Raw genomic sequence first — 23444 nt, forward strand, 5'->3', positions numbered from 1 at the left:
CTGTTGGCCCGAGACTGATTTCAGGACAAATGACATGGCTCAGAACGCTTTGCGGTTGGGTGTGAACATCGACCACGTGGCCACGGTGCGCAACGCCCGCGGTGGCAACAATCCCGATCCGGTGCGCGCCGCGATCCTGGCCCAGAATGCCGGAGCAGACGGGATAACGGCGCATCTGCGCGAAGACCGCCGCCATATTATCGACAGCGACATCGACGGGCTGATGGCGGCGCTGCGTATTCCGCTGAATTTCGAGATGGCCGCAACGGAAGAAATGCAGGCGATTGCGCTGCACCACAAACCACACGCGGTCTGCCTGGTGCCGGAAAAGCGCGAGGAACGCACCACCGAAGGCGGGCTGGATGTCGCGGCCAACGACAATGCGCTGGCTGACTATATCGCGCCGCTGCGCGAGGCGGGCAGCCGGGTTTCCATGTTCATCGGTGCCGACAGGGCGCAGGTGGAGGCCAGCCGCCGTATTGGTGCACCGGTGATCGAGCTGCATGCCGGCGCCTATGCCGACGCCTGGGCCGAAGGCCGTTGGGCCGAACGCGACGCGGAACTTGCCAAGATCACCGAGATGGCTGCCTATGCCCATGATCTTGGGCTTGAGGTGCATGTGGGCCATGGTCTGACCTATGAAAGCGTCGGCCCGATTGCGGCTCTGCCTCAGGTCAAAGAGCTGAATATCGGTCATTTCCTGATGGGCGAGGCAATGTTTGTCGGCCTGCCTGCGGCCCTGGCTGAAATGCGCCGCAAGATGGACGAGGCGCGCGTATGAGCATCAATCTGAAGCGCTATGCCCTGATCTATGTGGCGACGGTCGTGGTGCTGATGCTGGTGACGACCCTATTGTCCCTTGCGGGGATTACTTTGCCTGCCAGCCTGTCAACGCTGCTGCCGACGATGATGGCGGCAATGACCGAGGGACGGCAGCAGGCAGGCACTCAAAAACAACCGCTGGGCTGGGGGGCGGCCTGGAAGGCAGCCATACCGATGACGGTTTGCGGTGTTGCTGTGGCATTTACTGCAAGTGTCCTGTTCCTGTTCGTTGCCGGCGGTGTGAGGGATATACGGATCATCACCACGATAGGCTTTTCAGGCTGGGCGTTTGCCCTCATCCTGATCGCCACGGTGACGTATGTGTGTAATGCAGTTTTCCTTCGCATTGGTCTCAATAATCAACTTAAGGCACGCGCCAAAGCGGCTGCTGGGAAATGATCCTCGGCATCGGAACCGATCTCGCCAATATCGAGCGTATCCAGCGCACGCTGGACCGTTTTGGCGACCGGTTTCGCAACCGCGTGTTCACCGAGGTTGAGCAGCGCAAGGCCGAGCGTCGGCGCGATGTCGCCGGAACCTATGCCAAACGCTGGGCCGCAAAAGAAGCCTGTTCCCAGCGCCTGGGAACAGGGCTGCGCATGGGCATCGCCTGGAAAGATATGGCGGTAAGCAACCTGCGCCCCGGTCAGCCAGTGATGCATGTCACAGGCTGGGCCGCCGAGCGTCTGGCCAAGATGACACCGGCAGGCCCTCAGGCCATCATCCATGTGACCCTGACCGATGATCACCCCTGGGCGCAGGCCTTTGTGGTTATTGAGGCGCATCCAATTGCCCCTCAACCTGAGGGCCAGGCAGAGGAGCAGACAGAGGATCAGACAGAGGATCAGGCAGAGGATCCGGCACCTGAAAAAGCCAGTGGCGCTTGACTCGCGTCCCTTGCGCGCTCATGTAGCGCCGGTCCCTTTATTTTAAACCCCGGAGAGCCTGATTACGGCAAAACCTACCGCCGGCCAATCGATCCTCGAAACGGTAAAGACCATTGTCTATGCGCTGCTGATTGCCGGGGTCTTTCGGACCCTGTTTTTCCAACCTTTCTGGATCCCGTCGGGGTCGATGAAAGAGACGCTGTTCATTGGTGATTTCCTGTTCGTCAACAAGATGGCCTATGGCTATTCCTATGCGTCCTGCCCCAGCGTGCGCATCGGCGCCATCGGGCTGAACATCGACGCCGAGGATATCTGTGGTTTTCTGGATAGCGACAACTCCCGTTTGCTGGGCTCTGACCCGGAGCGCGGCGATGTTGTGGTCTTTCGCCACCCGGTTTCGGGAACCGACTATATTAAGCGCCTGATCGGCTTGCCCGGTGACAAAATCCAGATGAAAGAAGGGGTTTTGTTCATCAACGGCGAGGCGGTTGGCCTTGAGGATGCGGGCAACTTTGAGGAAGCGATGGCGCCACAGGGGCCGCAGAGATCCTATCCGCGCTGCGAAAACCAGCCGGTTGGCCAGGGCGGAACCTGTCTGAAATCGCGTCAGATCGAAACGCTGCCCGGTGGCAACAAACATGTGATCCTCAATATCGGCAGGCAGACGTCTGATCATACGGGCGTCTTTCATGTGCCCGAGGGTCATTTCTTCTTTATGGGGGATAACCGCGACAACTCCAGCGACAGCCGTCTGGCGCAAACCGCTGGAGGTGTTGGCTTTGTGCCGCTGGAAAACCTGATCGGGCGCGCTGACCGGATCATGTTCTCGTCCTCCGGTCGCTCCATGCTGTTTTTCTGGACCTGGCGCAGTGATCGCTACTTCAAGGGGATCAATTGAAACTTTCCAAAGAGATGCGCGCCTTTGAAGAGCGGATCGGGTATCATTTCACCCGACCCGAGCTCTTGGTGCGGGCCCTGACCCACCCTTCGGTGTCCTCGCCCAATCGCAAAGACAACCAGCGACTGGAATTTCTGGGCGACCGTGTGCTTGGCCTTGTTATGGCGACGGAACTGCTGGAACATGATAAGCAGGCCAGTGAAGGCCAGCTGGCGCCGCGGTTCAACGCGCTGGTGCGCAAGGAGGCCTGCGCCGATGTCGCCCGCGAGATTGACCTCGGCGAGGTGCTGAAACTGGGCCGTTCCGAGATGATGTCCGGGGGGCGCCGCAAGCTTGCGCTGCTGGGCGATGGCATGGAAGCGGTGATTGCTGCGGTCTACAAGGATGGCGGCTTTGAGGTGGCGCAACAGATGATCCTGCGCCTCTGGGGCCAGCGGGTGCATCAGGTCGAGGACGACGCGCGCGACCCCAAGACTGCGTTGCAGGAATTTGTTCAGGCCCGCCGCGAATCGCCGCCGGACTACGTGCAGGTGGCGCGCGAAGGCCCTGATCGCCAACCCATCTTCACCATTGCCGTTCGGCTGGAAGATGGCACTGAAGAACGCGCCACTGCGGGCTCTAAGCGCCTGGCAGAGCAGGCCGCAGCCAAGGCGCTCTTGGCACGTTTGGAGCAAAAAACATGACAACACGCGCCGGATTCGTCGCCCTGATCGGAGAGCCCAACGCGGGTAAATCCACCCTGATGAACCGCATGGTGGGGGCCAAGGTCTCGATCGTGACCCATAAGGTTCAGACCACCCGCACCCGTGTGCGCGGTATTGTGATGGAGGGGGAGAGCCAGATCGTTTTTGTCGACACGCCAGGCCTGTTTCAGCCCCGTCGCAGGCTGGATCGCGCCATGGTCGCCGCCGCCTGGGGTGGTGCCGCTGATGCGGATGTCGTGATGCTGCTGATCGAGGCCACCCGTGGCGTCACCGAAGGCGTTGAACGGATCCTGGAAGGGCTCGCAGAGCTCGGCAAGGGGCGCAAAGTGGCGCTGGTGATCAACAAGATTGACCGGGTTCAGTCCGAAGCGCTGCTGGGCCTGACCAAAGAGCTGAATGACCGCTATGATTTTGCTGAGACCTTCCTGATCTCGGCTGAGCGGGGCCACGGCGTCGACACCCTGCGTCTCTGGCTGGCCAATGAGTTGCCCGAAGGTCCGTGGTTCTACCCGGAAGACCAGATTTCTGATCTGCCAATGCGGATGATCGCGGCAGAAATGACCCGCGAAAAGCTGACCCTGCGGCTGCACCAGGAGCTGCCTTACCAGATGACGGTCGAGACCGAGAACTGGGAAGAGCGCAAGGATGGCTCGGCCAAGATTGACCAGGTGATCTATGTGATCCGCGACGGCCACAAAGGCATCGTTCTGGGCAAGCGCGGCGAGACCATCAAGGCGGTATCGCAGGCCGCCCGCGAAGAGCTGACAGAATTCCTCGGCCGCAAGGTGCATCTGTTCCTGCAGGTCAAGGTCCGTCCCAACTGGCTGGAAGAGTCTGAACGCTACTCTGAGATGGGGCTGGATTTCAAAGACGGCAACGAATGAGCCGTCTGACAGCTGAGTTCTGGGTGCAGGCCTATCTCACCCGGCTGCGGCTGATTGAGATACCCGCCTTTGTCACCGCTCATGGTGACAATACGGCGGGGGCTGTGCTTGTGAAGCTCAACACTCTGGACGGGCAGGCGCAGTCGTTTCACCGCTCCTATGACCTGATGAGCGACGCGCGCAAATGGATTGAACATGCCAGCGGTGTTGAGGCGGATGTTGATGCCGCAATTCGCCGCCAGCAAGAGTTTGACCCGGACCTCTGGGTGATCGAGGTCGAGGACCGCGCTGGCCGCCATCTGCTGGATGAGCCGGGGCTGGAGTAGCGCGCGCTGCCAGTGTCGCTGAGACTGTTTTCCGGCGGCTGGCTTGCCGTTTTGCCTGTATTAGGCTCTGATACCTATGGGCGCGGCAGTACAATCAGGAGAGTGACAAGGTGGACTGGCGTGATCATGGCATCCTGTTGACCAGTCGCCGCCATGGCGAGTCTGCGGTGATCATTGATGTTTTCACCGAAAGCCACGGTCGTCACGCCGGCATCGTGCATGGGGGCGCCAGTCGCAAAAAATCCCCGGTGCTGCAGCCCGGCGCCCAGTTGGATCTGTTGTGGCGCGCCCGGCTGGAGGATCATCTGGGCAGCTATCAGGCCGAGCCGCTGCGCAGTCGGGCTGCTGCTGCTCTGTCCGGGCGGCTGGCGCTGGCGGGGCTGAATACGGTGACTGGGCTTTTGAGCTTTTGCCTGCCGGAACGAGAAGCCTATCCCGATCTCTACAAGCGCAGCGAGCAGTTGCTGGACCTGCTGGAGGAAGAGGAAATCTGGCCGCTGGCCTATCTGCGCTGGGAGATGGCGCTGCTTGAGGCAATGGGCTTTGGGCTGGATCTCAGCGCCTGCGCGGTCTCGGGCGCAATGAGGATCTCGCCTATGTCTCTCCCAAAACCGGGCGCGCGGTCTCAAGGCAGGAGGCCGGGCAATGGGTCAGCCGCCTGCTGCCACTGCCGCCGGTGATGCAGGGGGCTGGTTATGCGCCGGATTACGAGGTGGCCGAGGGGTTGCGCACCACGGGTTACTTTCTTGAGACGCATCTGGCGCGCAGTCTTGGCAATCGGCCGCTGCCAGAGGCGCGCGGCCGCTTTATCGATGCCTTCAGCCGCCGAGTATAGTCAGCCACCGGTTTTAATCCGCCTTTAGTCCTCGGACGTGGAACACCATTTCCAGACCCGCCTCGTTGCGCAGGATCAGCACATCTCCGGCAACCTCTGCCTCGGTCATTTCCGCAAGGGTCTGAAGATATATATCCTCGGCTGGCTGGTCGGGACATATCATCCGGGTGGCGATCAGCGCGCCCGCCTGAAACCAGGGATAGGGCGCCGTCTGGTCGCCCTGGTAGCTGTTGCAAGGCGCCTGCCCTGACAGTTTGCCGGCTTCCGGAAAGGTCAGCGTGGCACGGGCCTCAAAGGGCTCCTGGTTCAGCGTGCTGAGGACCCATGTCTTGTCAGCTGCGCCATATCCGGTGAGCGTTTCATCGCGACAGGCCGCGAGCAGGGCCGTGGCTGCCATCAACCCGCTGACAACGGCGGCCCGGTACAGCCGCGTTGCGGTTTGTTTGGCAAGGGGTTGGCCGGATTGGCGCTGGCTGGGGCGGCGAGCCCGGGTTGAGGCTGGAGCATTACTCATCTGAAAAGACTACTCTGTCTGTTGCGCGGTGCGGCGGGGATATTGCCGGGGACTGTTGTCCTGTATCAGCTCGGATATCCGATGGCCGATTGCGGCACTGCCCTTGACCGAGGGGTGGATCATGTCCACCGCATGATAGGAGCGATCTCCATGGGGCACAAGATTGGCCAGCGAGAGGAAGAACACTGCCTCGTCCTGCGCGGCCATGCTGGCTGCCCGACGGTCAAGCTCTTCGCCGTTGTCTTTGCAATATTCAATTGGTGAGCCCATGCCGGGGCTGCGCAGATAGCCGGTGTAGATCACCTTGCTGCCGCTGGTTCGCAGTTTGGCGACAAGATCGGGGATGGCCCCGCTGCGACCATCCTGCGAGATGAGCCGGTTCATTTTTCGGGTGCAGGCGCCACAGCCACAGCCCAGCCAAAGATCATTGCCGCCGCCACTGACCACCACCCAGTCCCATTCGCCCCAGTCCCATTCGCCCTAGTCCCATTCGCCCCGGGGCACCTGTTTTGGGATGCTGAGCCCCGCCGCACCAGTGATTGCCAGATGATAGATCATCCGCGCCGCAGAGGCCGGCCGGTCCACCACCGAAACACCCAGCTCTTGCTCCATCACGTCCGACACCGCGCGTTTGGTGCCGCCATTCCAGGCCAGAAGGGAATCACCAATGACCAGAATGGCCCCGTCTGTGTTCTTTGGCACAGGCTCCGCGCAGCCAAAAAGCGCCAAGAGGGCGACGCAGGTCACAAGGAGTTTCGACACAAACTGGCGCATGGATTGAGACTATCTGAGTGGATTGGAAAGACAACCAAAGCCCCCACAAGAAACCGTACCTTCAGACCTGCGCAAAAATGCGAGGAGATGGCCACCGCCCTGTCTGGTGAAAAGTCTAAGGAAGCACAGAAATATGCCCGACCATTGGCCGGGCATGTGCAATTTTTCTCAGGTGAGGCTGAACAGATCAGGCCTAAAGAAGATCAGGCCAACAAGCGGCGGGCGATGACCTGGGCCTGAATCTCTGCCGCGCCTTCAAAAATGTTGAGGATCCGCGCATCACACAGCACCCGGCTGATTTTGTACTCAAGGGCAAAGCCGTTGCCGCCGTGGATTTGCAAACCGTTGTCGGCAGCCGCCCAGGCGACCCGCGCGCCCAGCAGTTTGGCCATGCCAGCCTCAAGGTCGCAGCGGTGGCCGTTATCTTTTTCCCGGGCAGAGAAATAGGTCAGCTGACGCGCCACCATGATCTCAACTGCCATCATCGCCAGTTTGCCAGAGACGCGCGGGAAGGCGATCAGGCTTTTGCCGAACTGTTTGCGGTCCTGCGCGTATTGCATGGCGATATCCAGCGCCGACTGCGCCACGCCAATGGCGCGGGCTGCGGTCTGGATGCGGGCGCTCTCAAAGGTCTCCATCAGCTGCTTAAAGCCCTTGCCCTCGACGCCGCCCAGCAGGTTGGCCTGTTTCACGGCAAAGCCGTCAAAGCCAAGCTCGTATTCCTTCATGCCGCGATAGCCCAGCACCTCGATCTCACCGCCGGTCATGCCGGGGGTTGGAAAGGGTTCTGCATCGGTGCCGGGGGTTTTTTCCGCCAGAAACATCGACAGGCCCCGGTGGTCTGTGGTCTCGGGGTCGGTGCGCGCCAGCAAGGTCATCACATGGGTGCGGGCCGCGTGGGTGATCCAGGTTTTGTTGCCGGTCACCTCATAGTCGCCAGCCTCGGTTTTCACCGCGCGGGTGCGCAAAGAGCCAAGATCAGAGCCTGTATTGGGCTCGGTGAACACAGCCGTGGGCAGGATTTCGGCGCTGGCGATCTTGGGCAGCCACTGGGCCTTTTGATCGTCGGTACCACCGCAGAGGATCAGCTCGGCGGCAATCTCAGAGCGGGTGGCGAGGGAGCCAACACCGATATAGCCGCGTGACAGTTCTTCTGAGACCACAACCATCGAGGCCTTGGAGAGGCCAAAGCCGCCAAACTCTTCGGGGATGGTCAGACCAAAGACGCCCATTTCGGCCAGCTCTTCGATCACTTCCATCGGGATCAGCTCATCCTTCAGGTGCCAGTCATGGGCGTGGGGCTCGACCTTTTCCGAAGCGTAGCGGCGGAACTGGTCGCGGATCATCTCCAGCTCTTCTTCCAGACCCGAGGTGCCAAACATGGTGGCGCCGGCCTGTTCCTGCATCAGCTCAGCCAGGCGGCTGCGGGCGGCCTGCGTGTTGCCGCCCTCGGGAAGGGCCACCACAGCCTCGGTGCGCAGCGCCGTCAGGGTGTCCTGACCCAGGCCCAGATCCTGCAGCCGCAGAATTTCGCCCTGGTTCATCTGGATGCCGCCCTGCACCTGGGCGAGATATTCGCCAAAGGCAATCTGGTGGATCAGCTGTTCCATCTCATTAAAGGCGCCATCGCTTTGCAGCTTGTCGGCCCACTGCTGCATCTGACGCAGGGAGTAGACATAGGTCGCAAGCCAGGACAGCCCATGCGCGGCGGTCTGGTTCTCCTCGATCAGCTGCCCAGAGACGCGTCCCTCCTGGCTGACCTGATCGCGTACAGCAATACGGGCCGCCTCCAGGGTGGCTTCAAGGGGAGCAATTGCCGCCGCGGTGAGCGTCAGCAGGTCTTGGGAGCACAATCGGTTTCATTTGCAGGTCCTGTCCGTCATGAGCCATTGAATCACGTCCTTCTGTGGTGGCTTGGTGGTAAATCACTTTGCAGGTGCAGCGCAACAAAAATACGCCGCACTGCGGCAATTTGATAATAAGTTGCGTGACGGAATTTTGGGCGCGGCTGCTGTTCTCTCTGCTCGATTGGAGTGATAGGGCAGGGGTATGGACCAGTTTTTCAGCCTCATCTCACCCTCCATTTCACCCTCCATTTCTCCGGCGGATCTCGGCATCGCCTTTGCGATTGCCCTGCTTGCCGGTACGGTCAAGGGCATGGTTGGCTTTGCTCTGCCGATGATCCTTGTGTCGGGGTTGAGCCTGTTCATGTCGCCGGAGCTGGCGCTGGCCGGGTTGATTCTGCCGACGCTGGTCACAAACTGGATGCAGGCATTGCGGCAGGGTGCCGGTGCAGCCCTGGGGTCGATCAGGCGGTTTCGGATCTTTTTGCTGGCAGGATTGGTGTTTTTGCTGCTGAGCGCCCAGATGGTGCGCATCCTGCCGCAGCACATAATGTTTCTGGCCATTGGCGTGCCGGTCACGCTTTTTGTCCTGTTGCAGCTGCTCGGCATCGCGCTCACCCTGGCGAAACCGACGCCGAGGGTTGAAATCTTTGTCGGCGCCTTTGCTGGGCTGATCGGCGGCGTATCCGGTGTCTGGGGGCCGCCTACGGTGGCTTACCTCACGGCGCTGGGGACCGAAAAGAGCGAGCAGATCCGGGTGCAGGGGGTGATCTACGGCCTTGGCGCCTGTGCTTTGCTGCTGGCGCATATTGGCTCTGGCGTGGTGCGGGCCGAGACCCTGCCGTTCTCGATTGTGCTGGTTGTGCCTGCCGTGTTGGGCATGTGGATTGGCGGTCGGCTGCCTGATCGGATTGATCAAAGACTTTTTAAACAGGCTACCCTTATTGTGCTGTTGGTGGCGGGGTTGAATCTGGTGCGGCGTGGACTGATGCTCTGACACGCAACTGAAAATGTGGCTCTGGTATGGGGCAAAGACCATAAAGGTGCGTTGGGTGTGATGCAGGGGATGAACGCGGAAAGGCTGGCTCTGGGCACGATCCTGATCGCGCTTTTGGTGCTGGCACTGAAACTGACGGCCTGGTGGCTGACAAATTCAGTGGCGCTGCTGTCTGATGCGCTGGAATCTTTTGTCAATGTGGGCGGTGCGGTGATGGCCTGGATGGCGGTCCACTATGCCAAAAAGCCGGCCGATGCCGGCCATCCCTTTGGTCACTACAAGGCCGAGTATTTTTCAGCCGTGCTCGAAGGCATCATGATCATTATCGCCGCCCTGCTGATTGTTGAGCAGTCGGTACATGCCCTTGGCAATCTCAGATCAACGGCAGAGTGGGGCCGGGCCGGGCTGTTGATCAACGGGGTCGCTCTGGTGCTGAACCTGATCTGGGCGCGGCTTTTGATTGGTCGCGGTAGGCAGCTGAGCTCTCCGGCCCTGACAGCGGGCGGGCGGCACCTGATGAGCGATGTCTGGACCTCGGTCGGGGTTCTGCTGGGTCTGGTGCTGGCGATGCTGACCGGTTGGACCATATTAGACCCGCTTTTGGCGCTTTTGGTGGCGGTGAATATCCTGCGCGAAGGCTACGGCGTTGTGGTCTCGTCGGTAAATGGCCTGATGGATTCCGCCGCCCCCAAGGAAGAGCGCGCCAGGATCGAAGAGCTGTTGCATCAATCGGCGGCAGGGGCCCTGCAGGTGCATGATCTGAAAACCCGTCGCGCAGGCGTCGCACTGTTTGTCGAGTTCCATATGGTGGTTGATGGCGCGATGACGGTGCAGGCCTCGCATTGCATTTGCGACACCATCGAAGAGGCCATTCAGCAGGCGTTCCCCGAAGCGCAGGTCATCATTCATGTGGAGCCCGAGCATCAGCTTGAAGCCTCTGGAATTGAACCGGGCTGAGCCAGTGGGGTTGAACCGGGCTGAGCCAGAGTTCTGCGGTGAAGCGTTTGCATTTCGCGCAGCACTGCCGTTTAAGCGCGCCCAAGAGACACAGGTTTTGCGCAGGCAAGGGGAGCAGCTGAGATGGCGATGCAATGGGACAGGTTGTTGAACGCAGGGCGGCTGTGTCGCCCGGATTTCCCCGAGCCCCCCGGTCGCCCCGCCTATCTGCAGGACTATGACCGCATCCTGTTTTCGGAACCCTTTCGTCGTCTGGCGCAAAAGACCCAGGTGCATCCGCTCTATGAGCACGACCATGTGCATCACCGCATGATCCACAGTCTGGAAACCGCCAGTGCAGGGCGCTCGCTGGGCACGCTGGCCGGGCAGGCGATGCTAAAGCAGGGCTATATCCATGAGGCGCAGCGTGAGGTGATTGCCGGCACCATTCAGGCCGCCTGTCTGGTGCATGACATCGGCAACCCGCCCTTTGGCCATTCCGGCGAAGACAGCATCGGCGAGTGGTTTGCCACGCCGTTTCGCACGGGCGCCGATGTCGCCGGATCTGTTGCCGGATCAATTGCCAAGGCGCAGCAGGGCGAGTTTGCCGCCTTTGAGGGCAACGCCCAGGGCTTTCGCATTGCGGCACGGCTTGAGATGGCCCGGCGCGAGGGCGGCATGCGGCTGTCCTACGCTACCCTTGGGGCATTTATGAAATACCCCTGCACTGACGAAGCACGCCAGCTGGCGCGGCAAGGCAGCGATGGCAGCTATGTGGGGCTGAAGAAATTCGGCGTCTTTCAGTCCGAGGCAGCACTGTTTGCCGAGGTGGCCGAAGCCACGGGGATGCGGGCTGATGGTGCGGGAGCGGGCGCATACTGGCGCCGCCACCCGCTGGCCTTTCTGGTCGAGGCGGCGGATGACATCTGCTACCGGATCCTTGATCTCGAAGACGCCGCCACAGTGGGCGACCTCAGCACGCGGCAGGTGATCGCCTGTCTGGAAGACATTGCAGGCAAACCCAATCGCGAAGACGGCGATGCGATGACCGCGCGCGAGGTGGTCGCGATGCGCCGGGCTGGCGCCATCCATCAGGCGATCGAGGCGGCCGTTGCGGCCTTTATGGCGCAGTATGATGCGATCATGGCTGGAGAGTTTAGCGACGGGCTGATGGAGGTCTCCTCCAAGGCAGAGGCCTTTAGTCAGATGAAAGAGATCTCAAACGCGCGGATTTTCACAGCGCAGCGCAAGACCGAGCTGGAGATATCTGGCCGTCAGGTGATCTTTGCGGTGCTGGATCATTTTCACGCGCTTTATGCCGATCTGCGCGACAGTGGTTGGGATGTTGAGCTGTTTCTGGCGCAGCATGGCTATTGGGCCAAATTGGTCCGGGCGGTGGGTCTGGACCTGCGGGGCATCACGGATGAGTACACAGCGATGCATAATCTGGCGGATTTTGTTTCAGGTATGACGGATCGCTACGCGGTGAAAGTGCGCGACATGGTGGCAGGCCGGATCTGAGCCGATTGCAATGCGGCAGCTGCGTCACGCCTTGGAAATGAAAAACCCGGCCAGTGCGTGGCCGGGTTTTTTTGGTTTGTGATAAAACGCAGGCCTTAGCTGATCGCGGCGGCTTTTACGTCTTTGTCGATATAGGGCAGATACTGCTGGAAGTTGTTCGAGAACATCTCAACCAGTTTTGCGGCCTGTTTGTCATAGGCGGCCTGATCGTCCCAGGTGCGGCGCGGGTCCAGCAGGACTTCGGCAACGCCAGGAACAGAGACAGGCACGTCAAAGCCAAAATTGCTGTCTTTGCGGAACTCAACCTCGGCCAGTGTCCCTTCGAGAGCGGCGGTCAGCAAGGCGCGGGTGGCGCGGATTGGCATGCGCGAGCCAACACCGTAGGCACCACCGGTCCAGCCTGTGTTGACCAGCCAGCAGGTGGCTCCATGCTGGGCGATCTTTTCACGCAGCAGGTTGCCGTAGACCTCAGGGCGACGCGGCATGAAGGGCGCGCCAAAGCAGGTCGAAAATGTCGGCTCGGGCTCGGTCACGCCGCGCTCGGTGCCGGCAACCTTGGAGGTGAAACCAGACAGGAAGTGATACATCGCCTGCGCCGGGGTGAGGCGGGCAATGGGAGGCAGCACGCCAAAGGCATCACATGTCAGCATGATGATGTTCTTGGGGTGGCCACCCATCGCGCTCTCAGAGGCGTTGGAGATATAGTGCAGCGGATAGGCGCAACGCATGTTGGCCGTCAGGCTGTCGTCCTCGAAATCCAGCTCTTTGGTCTCTTCATCATAGACCATGTTTTCGATCACGGTGGCGAATTTTGAGGTGGTTGCGTAGATCTCGGGCTCGGCCTCGGGGTTGAGGCTGATGGTCTTGGCGTAGCAGCCGCCTTCAAAGTTGAAGGTGCCATTGTCAGCCCAGCCGTGCTCATCATCGCCGATCAGCACGCGGTCAGGATCAGCTGAGAGCGTGGTCTTGCCGGTGCCGGAGAGGCCAAAGAACACGGCCGTGTCAACAGGGTTGCCCTTGGCGTGGTTGGCCGAGCAGTGCATCGGCATGATGCCTTTTTCTGGCAGCAGGTAGTTCAGCAGGGTAAAGACAGATTTTTTGTTCTCACCGGCATATTCGGTGCCACCGATCAGGATCAGCTTGCGCTCAAAGTTCATCGCGATGACGGTTTCCGAGCGGCAGTTGTGACGCTTGGGATCCGCCAGGAAGCTGGGGCAGTTGATGACGGTGAAATCCGCGATAAAGTCGTTCAGGTCTTCGCGGTCAGGACGGCGCAGCATGGTGCGGATGAACAGCCCGTGCCAGGCGAGCTCAGTGACCATGCGCACATTGATCGAATGTTTGGGGTCAGCGCCGCCGACCAGATCCTGTACGTGGTAGTCGCCACCCTTCATGTGCTCAAGCATGTCGGTGTAGAGAGCATCAAAACCCTCAGGCGACATCTCGGCGTTGTTTTCCCACCAGATGGTATCCTTCACGCAATCGGTTTTGACCACGTGCTTGTCTTGGGAGAGCGACCGGTGAACTTGCCGGTTGTCACCAGAAAGGCGCCGCCTTTGCCCAAGGTGCCTTCATCGCGCTTCAGAGCGGCTTCGACAAGTGCCGGCTCCATGAGGTTGTAATGGACATTGCCCAGACCCTCGATACCTTGATCCTCGAGGCGGAAATTCGGGTTAACCCGTCCAGATGCCATGTGTTCTCTCTCCTGTGGCGACTGTCATCAGCCGCATACATTAAAAGCTGCGCCCCAAGGCAGATCGGGGCAGAAGTGCCGGTAGCGACACCGGTTGTCCGGGTCATAACATGACGTTTCCATGACTGAACAGGAGGGTTTGACGCAGTTAGCGCCATCAAGTCCGAGTTTAGCGCAACCATTATTGGCAATGCCCTATCCCGCCCGATCTCTGCCCCGATCCCCGCCCGATCTCTGCCCGGTATTCAGCAGATGATAAGACATTTTTGCCCTAATCGGGCCCAAAGATGGCCGTGATTCGCCAATGGGGATTGATTCGACGCGTAAGACGGGCGATTAAGAGACAAAAATACTGACAATAAAAGAGCAGGTTTAGGGGCAAGTCCGATGTCGAAGATCGCTTTGGTGGATGATGACCGCAACATTTTGACTTCTGTAGCGATGACGCTCGAAGCCGAAGGGTTTGAGGTGGAAACCTACAACGATGGGCAGGCCGCACTGGATGCCTTTAACAAGAAATTGCCGGATATGGCTGTGCTCGACATCAAGATGCCGCGCATGGACGGGATGGATCTGTTGCAGCGCCTGCGGCAGAAAACCCAGATGCCGGTGATCTTTCTGACCTCCAAGGATGATGAAATCGACGAGGTCCTCGGCCTGCGTATGGGGGCGGATGACTACGTCAAAAAGCCCTTCTCGCAGCGCCTCCTGGTTGAACGTATCCGGGCTTTGCTGCGGCGTCAGGAGGCCCTCAACAGTGATGAGGCCGGAACCGAGCCGCCTGAGACCAAGGTGATGGACCGTGGCAATCTGTGCATGGATCCGCTGCGGCACGCGGTCAGCTGGAAGGGCAAGGATGTCTCGCTCACCGTGACTGAATTCCTGCTGTTGCAGGCACTGGCCCAGCGGCCCGGTTTTGTCAAAAGCCGCGATCAGCTGATGGACGTGGCCTATGACGATCAGGTCTACGTGGATGACCGGACCATCGACAGCCATATCAAACGTCTTCGCAAGAAGATGCGAACAGCGGATACTGACTTTGCAGCGATCGAGACCCTCTACGGGATCGGGTATCGCTACAATGAAGAATAGGCTCTGCAGGCTTTTCCAGGGAGGCATGCACCAATGCGTGACACTGGTCTGACCACAGGTCAGCAAGACGGCGATGTGGTTCTGGGCGACGATTGGGTCGCACCGGATCAAACCGTTGCTGCCGAAATGCAGGTGCGGCGGGCGCGGCGTGGGTTTCCTCGTTAAAAAGTCGCCCCTGACGCGCAAGATCATCACCTTCAATCTGATCGCCCTGATCATTTTGGTTGCCGGCATTCTCTATCTCAACTCATCACGCCAAAGCCTGGGCAAACAGCGCGCCGGGGCCCTGTTGGCCGAAGTGTCACTGATTGCCGATGTTTTTGAGGCTGTTCTGCCGTCCTCAGGGGCGGTGAGCCTGTCGACCGGGGATGGGATTGACGTGGCCGAGACGCTGGATGGCCTGACCCTGCGGGGCGGGGTTGAGGCCTTTGTCTTTGATTCTTCTGGGCTTCTGGTGGCACAGGTGACCGGGGTGGATCGCCCGGATGCCTTGAATGCGCTGAACGAAAGGGTGCAAAACCGCACCCTCATTTCTGATGGGTTGTCGGCCCTGTGGTCCGCCCTTGGCGGGGTGTTTCAGTCGGAGCAGCCAGACAGTGCTTTGATCAAGCCGCTGCAGGATCAGGTGCGCGTGCTGGCGCAAAAGTCCCTGACCGGCACCGCAAATATCGAGGTCGTGGTGGATACCAGCGGCGGCACGGTGTTCTCGGCAGTTGCGCCGATCCTCAGCAACGGCACCACCATTGGCGTGGTGGCTTTGGCCTCACCGGCCGGTGAAATCGACGCTCTGGTGCGCGGTGAGCGCGAGCGGGTGCTGCAGATCTTTATCATTGCCTTGTTGGTCTCTGTGGGGCTCAGCCTGGTGCTGGCGTCGACCATTGCCAACCCGCTGGCCGATCTGGCCGAAGCGGCAGAACTGGGACGGGACCGCGACACCCGCCGGGCGCAGCCGGGCCGCATCCGCATTCCTGATCTTTCGGCCCGCCCGGACGAGATCGGGCGTTTGAGCCGCGCGCTGCGGGGCATGGTCAAAGCGCTCTATAGCCGGATTGACAGCAATGAACAGTTTGCCGCTGATGTGGCGCATGAAATCAAAAATCCGCTCGCCAGCCTGCAATCGGCTGTTGGCACGCTGCGCATGGTCAAACGCGATGACCAGCGCGAACAGCTGATGGAAGTGATCGAGCATGACGTGCGCCGTCTGGACCGTCTGGTGAGTGATATTTCCAATGCCTCCCGTTTGGACGCAGAGCTGGTGAAAGAGGAAGAAGAAGAGTTCGATCTCCTCACCATGCTCAACAATCTCAACCAGTATCTGGGCGAAGATGCGCGCGCCAAGGGCATCGACTATATCACCGACCTGCCGCAACGCGCGGTGGTGGTGCAGGGCCTTGAGGCGCGGCTTGCGCAGGTGTTTGTCAACCTGATCACCAATGCGATTTCCTTTTGCGAAGAGGGCGATGCCATTCGTGTCTGGGCGCGTCGCCGCGATAACCGGGTGCTGATCGTGGTCGAAGACACCGGCCCCGGCATTCCGGAACAGGCGCTGGCAAAGATCTTCAACCGGTTTTACTCGCAGCGCCCGGTCGAGCATTTTGGCAATAACTCTGGTCTTGGCCTTGCCATATCAAAACAGATCCTCGAGGCGCATGGTGGCGTGGTCTGGGCTGAAAACATCCGGCCCACCGAAGCCGACGTGACCTCAGAACCATTGGGAGCACGCTTTGTTGTCGGCATACCTGTCTGACCCATGAGCAGCGCACCGATCGAGGCTGGCCTCACGCTGCACGCCAGCTGCGTGGCACTTGGCGGCCGCGGGGTGCTGATCCGGGGCCGCTCTGGCAGCGGCAAATCGGCCCTAGCGCTGCAGATGATGGGGTATGGCGCCGATCTGGTTGCCGATGACCGGGTGCAGATCCGGCGCGAGGCCGATCAGGTGAAGGCCGCGGCACCCGCGGGACTGTCAGGCCTCATCGAGGCGCGCTACATGGGCATTTTGAACGCGGAGACCAGCGGGGTCGCGACAATCTGTGCTATCGTTGATCTGGACCACCTTGAAACTGAGCGCCTTCCGGTACCCAGATATGAAAGACTGCTGGACCAGAGGATTGTGGTGTTTCGCCGGGTAGAGGGCGCATATTTTGCCGCGGCCCTGATACAATACCTCAAAGCCGGAGCTATAGACCCTGATGCACACCCCTGATCCTCTCACCACCCATATCTGTGGTGCCTGTTATGTCTGCGACGCTTGTGATGTCTGAAGTGCAACCCATCCCCATTGTCCTGGTGACCGGACCCTCAGGGGCAGGGCGCACCACCGCGATCAATGTGCTTGAGGATCTTGGCTTTGAAGCCATCGACAATCTGCCTCTGCGGCTATTGCCGGGGCTGGTCACGGCGGTGGGCGTTGCTGGCCCCATGGCACTGGGGCTGGACAGCCGGAACCGGGATTTCTCTCCGGCGGCCCTGCTTGAGGTGATTGATCTGCTGGAGGCGCAGGCGAGCTGTGATTTGTCAGTGCTCTATCTGGACTCGCGCCCCGAGGTTCTGCTGCAGCGCTATTCGGAGACCCGTCGTCGCCACCCGCTGGCGCCGGCGGAGACGCCAGCCGTTGGCGTGCAGCGCGAGATGAGCCTGATGGCGCCAATCCGCGAGCGGGCCAGCATGCTGCTGGACACCTCTGACATGAACGTGCATCAGCTGAAGGCCGAGATTGAACATCTCTTTGCCCCCGGCGGGCGCAGCCTGGCGCTCTCTATCCAGAGCTTTTCCTATAAACGCGGCGTGCCGCGCAGCATCGACATGGTGTTCGACTGCCGGTTTCTGGACAACCCATACTGGAATGCGGATCTGCGGGCGCTAAACGGCTGCGATGCGGCGGTACAGGCGCATGTGAAGGCGGATGCGCGCTATGAGGGCTTCTTTGCAAGAGTGCTGGACATGACCCAATTCTTGTTGCCAGCCTACCGGGACGAGGGGAAATCGCACCTTTCGATTGCTTTTGGATGCACCGGCGGCCAACATCGCTCGGTTACACTGGCAGAAACCCTCGCAAAAGCCCTTGCAGAAGAGGGCCAGCAGGTGTCAATTAGACACCGCGAGCTGCAAGGCTAGCACAAATACGGAGTGGCAGGGTTGATCGGGATCGTGATCGTGGCGCATGGCGGGCTTGCCAGGGAATACCTGGCAGCTGTTGAGCATGTTGTGGGCCCCCAGCCCAGTCTTATGGCCATCGCCATCGGCCCTGATGACGACCGTGATGACAAGCAGCGTGAAATATGTGCGGCGGCGGATAAGGTCGACACAGGGGGCGGAGTTGTTGTGGTGACAGACCTCTTTGGAGGCTCACCTCAAACCTTAGTTTGCGCGCCTGTGAGCCAGCTAATCGCCGCATTCTCTATGGGGCGAACCTGCCGCTTTTGATCAAGCTCGCCAAATCCCGCCACCTCACGGTTGGGGAGGCTGTGCGAAAGGCAATGGAAGCGGGACGCAAGTATATCAACTCGCAAAACATTAACCCCGAAGGGGAGCAGGCGCGTTAAATGACTTTGAAGACATTGAAAATCGTGAACGAAAAGGGGCTGCATGCGCGCGCCTCAGCCAAGTTGGTAGAAGTTGTGGATGGCTTTGACGCCACGGCTGAAATCTCAAAGGATGGAATGTCTGCCTCGGGAGACAGTATTATGGGGCTTTTGATGTTGGCAGCCTCGAAAGGAACGACTATTGACGTCGAGACTTCGGGGCCAGATGCCGGTGCTCTTGCTGACGCAGTGGAGGCTCTGGTTGCGGACAAATTCGGCGAAGGCTTTTAGGTTAGGGCCTTTGAACTGACGGGAATGGTACAGTGGCTGATACCTCACATGATCGCAACACCGGCGTCGCGCCGGAGGCTGAAGAGGCAAATGGCGAGGTCTATGACCGCCGTACGCTGACCTATGCCAATTCCTTTGATGACCGCTGGACCTCTTTGGCGATCAAGGCCATCGAATGGATGACCGGCAAGCTGACCATTCTGCGCATGGTCAAGAAATTCGAAAAACAAAACGCTGAATATCGCGGCCAAAAGTTCTGGCGCGGTGCTCTTAATATCATGGGCATCAATCTGATGACCCCGGAAGAGCAAATCAAACGCATCCCCGGCGACGGCCCTGTGGTGATTGTCGCCAACCATCCTCATGGCATGGTGGACGGGATGATTTTTGCCGATCTGATCGGCAGGGTGCGGCAGGACTACCGCATTCTGACCCGCTCGGTGCTGACTGGTCTGGACGAGGCGGCGACCTCTTTTATGATCCCCGTGCCCTTTCCGCATGACCCTGAAGCGCAGCGGCAGATGGTTGAGATGCGCGCCAAACCCATGGCTCACCTGAAAGAGGGCGGCGTTGTGGGGCTGTTTCCATCGGGTGTGGTGATGACATCTGAAACCTGGTTCGGCCCGCCAATCGAGCAGGAGTGGAACGTCTTTACCGCCCAGCTGATCCGCCGCTCCGGTGCGCGTGTGGTGCCGATTTTCTTTCCGGGCAACAACTCCCGCAGCTATCAGATCGCCAACCAGATCTCTCCGGTCCTGCGTCAGGGGCTGCTGCTGCACGAGATCGTCCGCGCCTGTAACAAGCCGCAGGCCCCTGTGGTGGGAGAGCCTCTTACCGCAGCGCAGATGCAGCAGTTGCAAAGCGATCCACGCGGTTTTATGGCCTGGCTGCGCGAACATACCATCGGTTTGGGAAAGACCACCTGAGGCCGTATTTGCCCCTTAGTACCCCTGTAACAAAGAAGCGCCCCTTGGGGCGCTTTTTGCTTGTTGAGGGCGTGGTACACTAGGCTGTTGCGCCGGGTGTCGATTTTACGACCTAGCGGGTCGGAACGGGCTCTTCCCCGCGATAGTCATAAAAGCCACGTTGTGTTTTACGGCCCAGCCAGCCGGCTTCGACATATTTGGTCAGCAAAGGGCAGGGGCGATATTTGGTGTCCGCCAGACCCTCATGCAGCACGTTCATGATCGCAAGGCAGGTGTCGAGACCGATGAAATCAGCCAGCTCCAGCGGACCCATCGGGTGATTGGCGCCCAGCTTCATGCTTAGGTCGATTGATTTGACCGAGCCGACACCCTCGTACAGCGTGTAGACCGCCTCGTTGATCATCGGCATCAGAATGCGGTTGACGATAAAGGCAGGAAAATCTTCGGCGCTGGCGGCGGTTTTGCCCAGCTTCTCGACCACAGTGCGACAGCTGGCAAAGGTCTCTTCGTCGGTGGCGATACCACGGATCAGTTCGACCAATTGCATCACCGGAACCGGGTTCATAAAGTGGAAGCCCATAAAGCGCTCGGGGCGGTCGGTGCGGCTTGCCAGCCGGGTGATCGAGATCGCCGAGGTGTTCGAGGTGAGAATCGTATGCGGCAGCAGATGCGGCTGCAGGTCTTCAAAGATCGCCCGCTTAACAGTTTCACGCTCAGTTGCGGCCTCGATCACCAGATCGGTGGCGCCAATGTCGGCCAGTGACAGCGTTGTCGTAATGCGGGCAATTGCCTCGGTAACGTCGCTTTCAGAAATCTTGCCCCGGCTCGCCTGACGCGCCATGTTTTTGTGCATGGCAGTCATGGCAGCATCCAGAGACTGCTGATTTATGTCATTTAAAACAACGTCATATCCCGCCAAAGACATGGCATGAGCGATGCCATTGCCCATCTGGCCTGCGCCGATGATGCATATCTTTTTGATATCCATGCCAGTGGCTCCCAATTTGCCTGCGCCGCGATCTTATCGGGCGCTTTGGGGCAGACACAAGGCTGCACTCCCGGAATTTTAGGCGAAATTTAACTTTAGGGAATTTGCAATCTTTGGCCACCAAAGTGATCTTTGGGTGAATACATTGGTGGGAACTATGAGCTACGAACTCAAAAGCGCAGGAGCGCTTTCGGGGGGCACGTGCTGTTATGCCGGATCGCGGCTGCCGGTACGTGGCCCTAAAAGAGATTTGACGACTCCATATATCGCATTCCTGGGGGGGACTGAGGTTTTTGGACGGTTCGTTGAGACTCCATTTGTTGATGTTAGCGAGGCTTTGTTAAAAACGCCTTGCATTAATCTGGCAGCTGTCAACGCGGGGCTTGATACCTTTGCGGGCGATGAGGCGCTGCTGGGTGTCGCGCGGGCTGCAAGGTTGTCTGTGGTACAGCTGTTGGGCGCACAGAACGTTTCAAACCGCTACTACCGGGTGCATCCACGGCGCAATGACCGATTTTTACAGGCACAGGTGCCTCTAAAGCAGCTGTTTCCCGAGGTGGATTATACCGAGTTCCATTTCAACAAGCACCTGTTGACGACGCTGCAGGCGCTGTCAGAAGAACGCTTTGACGAGGTGCGGCGGCATCTGCAAGAGACCTGGCTGACCCGCATGCAGCAGGTGATCCACGCCTTGGAGGGCCGGGTGGTGATGCTGCAGATGTCTTATGATCTCAAAGGCAGTGCCGCCTTCAGTCATGAGCCGGTGCTGGTGTCCCGACAAATGATCGAGGCGCTGCAGGCAAAGACCAAGGGCCTTGTCGAGGTTTCCGTCGATACGGCTGGTCTGGTGGATGATTTTGATGGCATGATCATGGGAGAGCTGGATTTCCCGGCCGCGCAGCACATGCTTGGCCCAAGAGAGCACGCCCGGATCGGCTGTGCCCTGGCCGAGAAACTGCAGGACATTTCCCTTCAGGACATTGCTCAATCTGGCTAGGCATCCTTGCCAGTTGGGGTTTTCAAACGGAAACGGGGCCCGCATTTGCTGCGGGCCCCGTTCCAATTTACTGATCTGTCACAGGATCTGCTCCTGTGACAGGCTTTTCAGCTTCAGCCGAGTTTCTCGGTCAGTTCGGGCACAGCGGTAAAGAGATCCGCAACCAGGCCAAAGTCGGCAACCTGGAAGATGGGGGCTTCTTCGTCCTTGTTGATCGCAACGATCACCTTGGAGTCCTTCATGCCGGCCAGGTGCTGAATCGCACCGGAAATACCGATAGCCACATAGAGATCCGGCGCCACAACCTTACCCGTCTGGCCAACCTGCCAGTCGTTGGGGGCGTAGCCGGAATCAACCGCAGCACGCGAGGCACCAACTGCCGCGCCCAGCTTGTCAGCCAGACCTTCGATCAGTTTAAAGTCTTCCTCGGAGCCAACACCACGGCCACCAGAGACCACAACGCCAGCCGAGGTGAGCTCAGGACGGTCAGAGGCGGCAACCTTGTCTTCGACCCACTCAGAGAGGCCGGGGTTCTCGGCAGCACCAATGGGGTCAACAGCAGCCGAGCCGCCATCGCCAGCGGCGTCAAATGTCGCGGTCCGGAAGGAGATGACCTTCTTTGCGTCCGAAGATTTGACGGTCTGGATGGCGTTGCCTGCGTAGATGGGGCGCTCAAAGGTAGAGCCGTCCACAACAGCCGTCACATCCGAGATCACCATGACGTCAAGCAGTGCCGCCACGCGGGGCAGAACGTTTTTGGCGTCGGTGGTGGCAGGGGCGACGATGTGCTCGTAGTCACCCGCGAGCGAGACGATCAGCGCCGCTGTGGGTTCCGCCAGGCGGTGGCCAAGAGATGCATCTTCGGCAACCAGAACTTTGGCAACGCCAGCGATCTTGGCGGCCTCGGCACCGGCTGCAGCAGCAGATGCGCCAGCAGCCAGAACGGTGACATCACCCAGAGCCGCAGCAGCCGTCACGGCCTTTGCGGTTGCGTCCAGCGCCAGGGCGCCATCGGTCACTTCAGCAAGGAGAAGAACAGCCATTACACAGCCCCCGCTTCTTTGAGTTTCTCGACCAGCTCGTCAACCGAGCCAACCATGATGCCAGCCGCACGCGAGGCGGGCTCGGAGGTGGAGACCACTGTCAGGCGCGGTGTGACATCGACGCCGTAGTCGGCGGCAGTCTTTTCGGCCATCGGCTTTTTCTTCGCCTTCATGATGTTTGGCAGCGAGGCATAGCGTGGCTCGTTCAGACGTAGATCAACAGTGACGATGGCAGGCATGTTCACTTTGATGGTCTGCAACCCGCCGTCAACTTCGCGGGTCACAACAGCTTTGTCGCCGTCGATGTCCAGCTCAGAGGCAAAGGTGCCCTGCGACCAGCCCAGCAGGGCCGACAGCATCTGACCGGTGGCGTTCATGTCGTTGTCGATCGCCTGTTTGCCCGCAAGAACGAGACCAGGCTGCTCTTCATCGACGATGCCTTTGAGGATCTTGGCAACGGCGAGGGGCTCAATGTCGTTGTGAACGTCATCAGCGGCAACAACCAGGATGGCGCGGTCTGCGCCCATGGCCAGCGCGGTGCGCAGGGTTTCCTGGGCCTGTTTCACGCCGATCGAAACAGCAATGATTTCGTCAGCCTTGCCTGCTTCTTTGAGGCGGATGGCCTCTTCCACAGCGATTTCGTCGAAGGGGTTCATCGACATTTTGACGTTGGCGAGATCGACTCCGCTTCCGTCCGCTTTGACGCGGACCTTCACGTTATAGTCAATCACGCGCTTGACAGGCACAAGTACCTTCATTTTACGTTCTCTCCTTAACAAACGGCATGCCGCAAACGCGGCTACCCTCTATGCTCTCGCGCTGTTGATACCGGCTCAGTCCGGGGCACAACAGGGAAAAATCGTCACGTTGCAACTCGCAGACGTCATGTTTCGTCTTTTGTCACGACAATCTTGCAAGAATGTTTCGTGATGGCTGCCCGTTTTTCGTATG

General features: G+C 59.6%; 22 protein-coding genes and 5 pseudogenes. 19 read left to right on the top strand and 8 right to left on the bottom strand.

Annotated features, from left to right (window positions below; translation table 11 throughout):
* Positions 1-34 precede the first annotated feature (34 nt).
* The 8 genes and pseudogenes from B4968_RS01375 to recO all read left to right on the top strand — a co-directional run bounded on the left by B4968_RS01375 (position 35) and on the right by recO (position 5356).
* A complete protein-coding gene (locus B4968_RS01375) occupies positions 35-781 on the top strand; it encodes a pyridoxine 5'-phosphate synthase (protein WP_083095968.1) in 747 nt (248 codons plus the stop codon).
* Complete coding sequence (locus tag B4968_RS01380) at positions 778-1221, top strand: ABZJ_00895 family protein (protein WP_083095970.1); 444 nt, start codon at positions 778-780, stop codon at positions 1219-1221. The genes B4968_RS01375 and B4968_RS01380 overlap by 4 nt, the downstream gene beginning before the upstream one ends.
* Positions 1218-1709, top strand: a complete 492-nt coding sequence (gene acpS / locus B4968_RS01385) for a holo-ACP synthase (RefSeq protein ID WP_083095972.1) — start codon at positions 1218-1220, stop codon at positions 1707-1709. Before B4968_RS01380 ends, acpS begins: the two co-directional genes overlap by 4 nt.
* A gap of 61 nt (positions 1710-1770) precedes the next feature.
* Positions 1771-2607 (top strand): signal peptidase I, encoded by an 837-nt coding sequence (gene lepB, locus B4968_RS01390; RefSeq protein ID WP_083095974.1) that lies wholly within the window; start codon positions 1771-1773, stop codon positions 2605-2607.
* Positions 2604-3290, top strand: coding sequence for a ribonuclease III (gene rnc, locus B4968_RS01395; RefSeq protein ID WP_083095976.1), 687 nt, complete (start codon positions 2604-2606; stop codon positions 3288-3290). The genes lepB and rnc overlap by 4 nt, the downstream gene beginning before the upstream one ends.
* Positions 3287-4195, top strand: coding sequence for a GTPase Era (era, locus tag B4968_RS01400; protein ID WP_083095978.1), 909 nt, complete (start codon positions 3287-3289; stop codon positions 4193-4195). The genes rnc and era overlap by 4 nt, the downstream gene beginning before the upstream one ends.
* Positions 4192-4521 (top strand): DUF1491 family protein, encoded by a 330-nt coding sequence (locus tag B4968_RS01405; protein ID WP_083095980.1) that lies wholly within the window; start codon positions 4192-4194, stop codon positions 4519-4521. The genes era and B4968_RS01405 overlap by 4 nt, the downstream gene beginning before the upstream one ends.
* Positions 4522-4631: 110 nt before the next feature.
* Positions 4632-5356, top strand: a pseudogene (gene recO, locus B4968_RS01410) (DNA repair protein RecO).
* Positions 5357-5369: 13 nt separating this feature from the next.
* Here recO and B4968_RS01415 read toward each other — a convergent pair.
* The 4 genes and pseudogenes from B4968_RS01415 to B4968_RS01425 form a co-directional block, all read right to left on the bottom strand.
* Complete coding sequence (locus tag B4968_RS01415) at positions 5370-5870, bottom strand: META domain-containing protein (RefSeq protein ID WP_338153184.1); 501 nt, start codon at positions 5868-5870, stop codon at positions 5370-5372.
* 9 nt (positions 5871-5879) lie between these two features.
* Positions 5880-6320 carry an SGNH/GDSL hydrolase family protein gene (locus B4968_RS23925; protein ID WP_241525492.1) on the bottom strand — a complete coding sequence of 147 codons (441 nt, stop codon included), beginning with the start codon at positions 6318-6320 and terminating at the stop codon, positions 5880-5882.
* A gap of 30 nt (positions 6321-6350) precedes the next feature.
* Positions 6351-6632, bottom strand: a complete 282-nt coding sequence (locus tag B4968_RS23930; protein WP_241525494.1) for a hypothetical protein — start codon at positions 6630-6632, stop codon at positions 6351-6353.
* 215 nt (positions 6633-6847) lie between these two features.
* Positions 6848-8534 (bottom strand): annotated as a pseudogene (locus tag B4968_RS01425) (acyl-CoA dehydrogenase family protein).
* A gap of 159 nt (positions 8535-8693) precedes the next feature.
* Between B4968_RS01425 and B4968_RS01430 the strand changes: the two are divergent.
* The 3 genes from B4968_RS01430 (at position 8694) to dgt (ending at position 11942) form a co-directional block, all read left to right on the top strand.
* Complete coding sequence (locus B4968_RS01430) at positions 8694-9485, top strand: sulfite exporter TauE/SafE family protein (protein WP_083095981.1); 792 nt, start codon at positions 8694-8696, stop codon at positions 9483-9485.
* Between the two features lie 60 nt (positions 9486-9545).
* Positions 9546-10442, top strand: coding sequence for a cation diffusion facilitator family transporter (locus B4968_RS01435; protein ID WP_173907523.1), 897 nt, complete (start codon positions 9546-9548; stop codon positions 10440-10442).
* A 129-nt stretch (positions 10443-10571) separates the two neighbouring features.
* Positions 10572-11942 (top strand): dGTP triphosphohydrolase, encoded by a 1371-nt coding sequence (gene dgt, locus B4968_RS01440; RefSeq protein WP_083096018.1) that lies wholly within the window; start codon positions 10572-10574, stop codon positions 11940-11942.
* Positions 11943-12037: 95 nt separating this feature from the next.
* On the opposite strand, the pseudogene B4968_RS01445 reads toward dgt, so the two are convergent.
* A pseudogene (locus B4968_RS01445) lies at positions 12038-13635 on the bottom strand (phosphoenolpyruvate carboxykinase).
* A 387-nt stretch (positions 13636-14022) separates the two neighbouring features.
* Here B4968_RS01445 and B4968_RS01450 point away from each other — a divergent pair.
* The 7 genes and pseudogenes from B4968_RS01450 to B4968_RS01480 all read left to right on the top strand — a co-directional run bounded on the left by B4968_RS01450 (position 14023) and on the right by B4968_RS01480 (position 19465).
* The gene (locus B4968_RS01450; protein WP_083095983.1) at positions 14023-14727 is read left to right on the top strand and encodes a response regulator transcription factor; all 705 of its coding nucleotides are present in this window, start codon (positions 14023-14025) and stop codon (positions 14725-14727) included.
* Positions 14728-14760: 33 nt separating this feature from the next.
* Positions 14761-16474: pseudogene (locus B4968_RS01455) on the top strand (sensor N-terminal transmembrane domain-containing protein).
* A 3-nt stretch (positions 16475-16477) separates the two neighbouring features.
* Positions 16478-16930 carry an HPr kinase/phosphorylase gene (locus tag B4968_RS01460; RefSeq protein WP_083095985.1) on the top strand — a complete coding sequence of 151 codons (453 nt, stop codon included), beginning with the start codon at positions 16478-16480 and terminating at the stop codon, positions 16928-16930.
* A 32-nt stretch (positions 16931-16962) separates the two neighbouring features.
* The gene (gene rapZ, locus B4968_RS01465; protein WP_162843556.1) at positions 16963-17841 is read left to right on the top strand and encodes an RNase adapter RapZ; all 879 of its coding nucleotides are present in this window, start codon (positions 16963-16965) and stop codon (positions 17839-17841) included.
* 21 nt (positions 17842-17862) lie between these two features.
* Positions 17863-18269 (top strand): annotated as a pseudogene (locus B4968_RS01470) (PTS sugar transporter subunit IIA).
* Positions 18270-18539 (top strand): HPr family phosphocarrier protein, encoded by a 270-nt coding sequence (locus B4968_RS01475; RefSeq protein ID WP_083095989.1) that lies wholly within the window; start codon positions 18270-18272, stop codon positions 18537-18539. It abuts the pseudogene before it with no gap.
* 32 nt (positions 18540-18571) lie between these two features.
* Entirely contained in the window at positions 18572-19465 is an 894-nt protein-coding gene (locus tag B4968_RS01480) for a lysophospholipid acyltransferase family protein (protein WP_083095990.1), read from the top strand.
* Between the two features lie 112 nt (positions 19466-19577).
* Here the strand turns inward: B4968_RS01480 and B4968_RS01485 are convergent, their stop codons facing one another.
* On the bottom strand, positions 19578-20453 hold the full coding sequence (locus B4968_RS01485; protein WP_083095992.1) for a 3-hydroxybutyryl-CoA dehydrogenase: 876 nt from the start codon (positions 20451-20453) through the stop codon (positions 19578-19580).
* A 157-nt stretch (positions 20454-20610) separates the two neighbouring features.
* Here B4968_RS01485 and B4968_RS01490 point away from each other — a divergent pair, with 157 nt between their 5' ends.
* Positions 20611-21450, top strand: a complete 840-nt coding sequence (locus B4968_RS01490; protein WP_083095994.1) for a DUF6473 family protein — start codon at positions 20611-20613, stop codon at positions 21448-21450.
* A gap of 113 nt (positions 21451-21563) precedes the next feature.
* On the opposite strand, the gene B4968_RS01495 is transcribed toward B4968_RS01490, so the two are convergent.
* Positions 21564-22493, bottom strand: a complete 930-nt coding sequence (locus B4968_RS01495) for an electron transfer flavoprotein subunit alpha/FixB family protein (RefSeq protein WP_083095996.1) — start codon at positions 22491-22493, stop codon at positions 21564-21566.
* On the bottom strand, positions 22493-23251 hold the full coding sequence (locus B4968_RS01500) for an electron transfer flavoprotein subunit beta/FixA family protein (RefSeq protein WP_083095998.1): 759 nt from the start codon (positions 23249-23251) through the stop codon (positions 22493-22495). Before B4968_RS01500 ends, B4968_RS01495 begins: the two co-directional genes overlap by 1 nt.
* Between the last annotated feature and the right edge of the window lie 193 nt (positions 23252-23444).

This window comes from Pseudophaeobacter leonis, from assembly GCF_002087335.1.
GTDB classification, from domain to species: Bacteria; Pseudomonadota; Alphaproteobacteria; order Rhodobacterales; family Rhodobacteraceae; genus Pseudophaeobacter; species Pseudophaeobacter leonis.

Excerpts from the sequence above, each read along its gene's own strand:
- B4968_RS01375 (WP_083095968.1), top strand. The coding sequence starts at position 35 with ATGGCTCAGAACGCTTTGCGGTTGGGTGTGAACATCGACCACGTGGCC.
- era (WP_083095978.1), top strand. The coding sequence starts at position 3,287 with ATGACAACACGCGCCGGATTCGTCGCCCTGATCGGAGAGCCCAACGCG.
- B4968_RS01500 (WP_083095998.1), bottom strand. The coding sequence starts at position 23,251 with ATGAAGGTACTTGTGCCTGTCAAGCGCGTGATTGACTATAACGTGAAG.
- B4968_RS01405 (WP_083095980.1), top strand. The coding sequence starts at position 4,192 with ATGAGCCGTCTGACAGCTGAGTTCTGGGTGCAGGCCTATCTCACCCGG.
- B4968_RS01495 (WP_083095996.1), bottom strand. The coding sequence starts at position 22,493 with ATGGCTGTTCTTCTCCTTGCTGAAGTGACCGATGGCGCCCTGGCGCTG.
- B4968_RS01490 (WP_083095994.1), top strand. The coding sequence starts at position 20,611 with ATGAGCTACGAACTCAAAAGCGCAGGAGCGCTTTCGGGGGGCACGTGC.
- B4968_RS01450 (WP_083095983.1), top strand. The coding sequence starts at position 14,023 with ATGTCGAAGATCGCTTTGGTGGATGATGACCGCAACATTTTGACTTCT.
- rapZ (WP_162843556.1), top strand. The coding sequence starts at position 16,963 with ATGTCTGCGACGCTTGTGATGTCTGAAGTGCAACCCATCCCCATTGTC.
- B4968_RS01460 (WP_083095985.1), top strand. The coding sequence starts at position 16,478 with ATGAGCAGCGCACCGATCGAGGCTGGCCTCACGCTGCACGCCAGCTGC.
- B4968_RS01380 (WP_083095970.1), top strand. The coding sequence starts at position 778 with ATGAGCATCAATCTGAAGCGCTATGCCCTGATCTATGTGGCGACGGTC.
- dgt (WP_083096018.1), top strand. The coding sequence starts at position 10,572 with ATGCAATGGGACAGGTTGTTGAACGCAGGGCGGCTGTGTCGCCCGGAT.
- B4968_RS01415 (WP_338153184.1), bottom strand. The coding sequence starts at position 5,870 with ATGAGTAATGCTCCAGCCTCAACCCGGGCTCGCCGCCCCAGCCAGCGC.
- acpS (WP_083095972.1), top strand. The coding sequence starts at position 1,218 with ATGATCCTCGGCATCGGAACCGATCTCGCCAATATCGAGCGTATCCAG.
- B4968_RS01435 (WP_173907523.1), top strand. The coding sequence starts at position 9,546 with ATGCAGGGGATGAACGCGGAAAGGCTGGCTCTGGGCACGATCCTGATC.
- B4968_RS01430 (WP_083095981.1), top strand. The coding sequence starts at position 8,694 with ATGGACCAGTTTTTCAGCCTCATCTCACCCTCCATTTCACCCTCCATT.
- B4968_RS01485 (WP_083095992.1), bottom strand. The coding sequence starts at position 20,453 with ATGGATATCAAAAAGATATGCATCATCGGCGCAGGCCAGATGGGCAAT.
- B4968_RS01475 (WP_083095989.1), top strand. The coding sequence starts at position 18,270 with ATGACTTTGAAGACATTGAAAATCGTGAACGAAAAGGGGCTGCATGCG.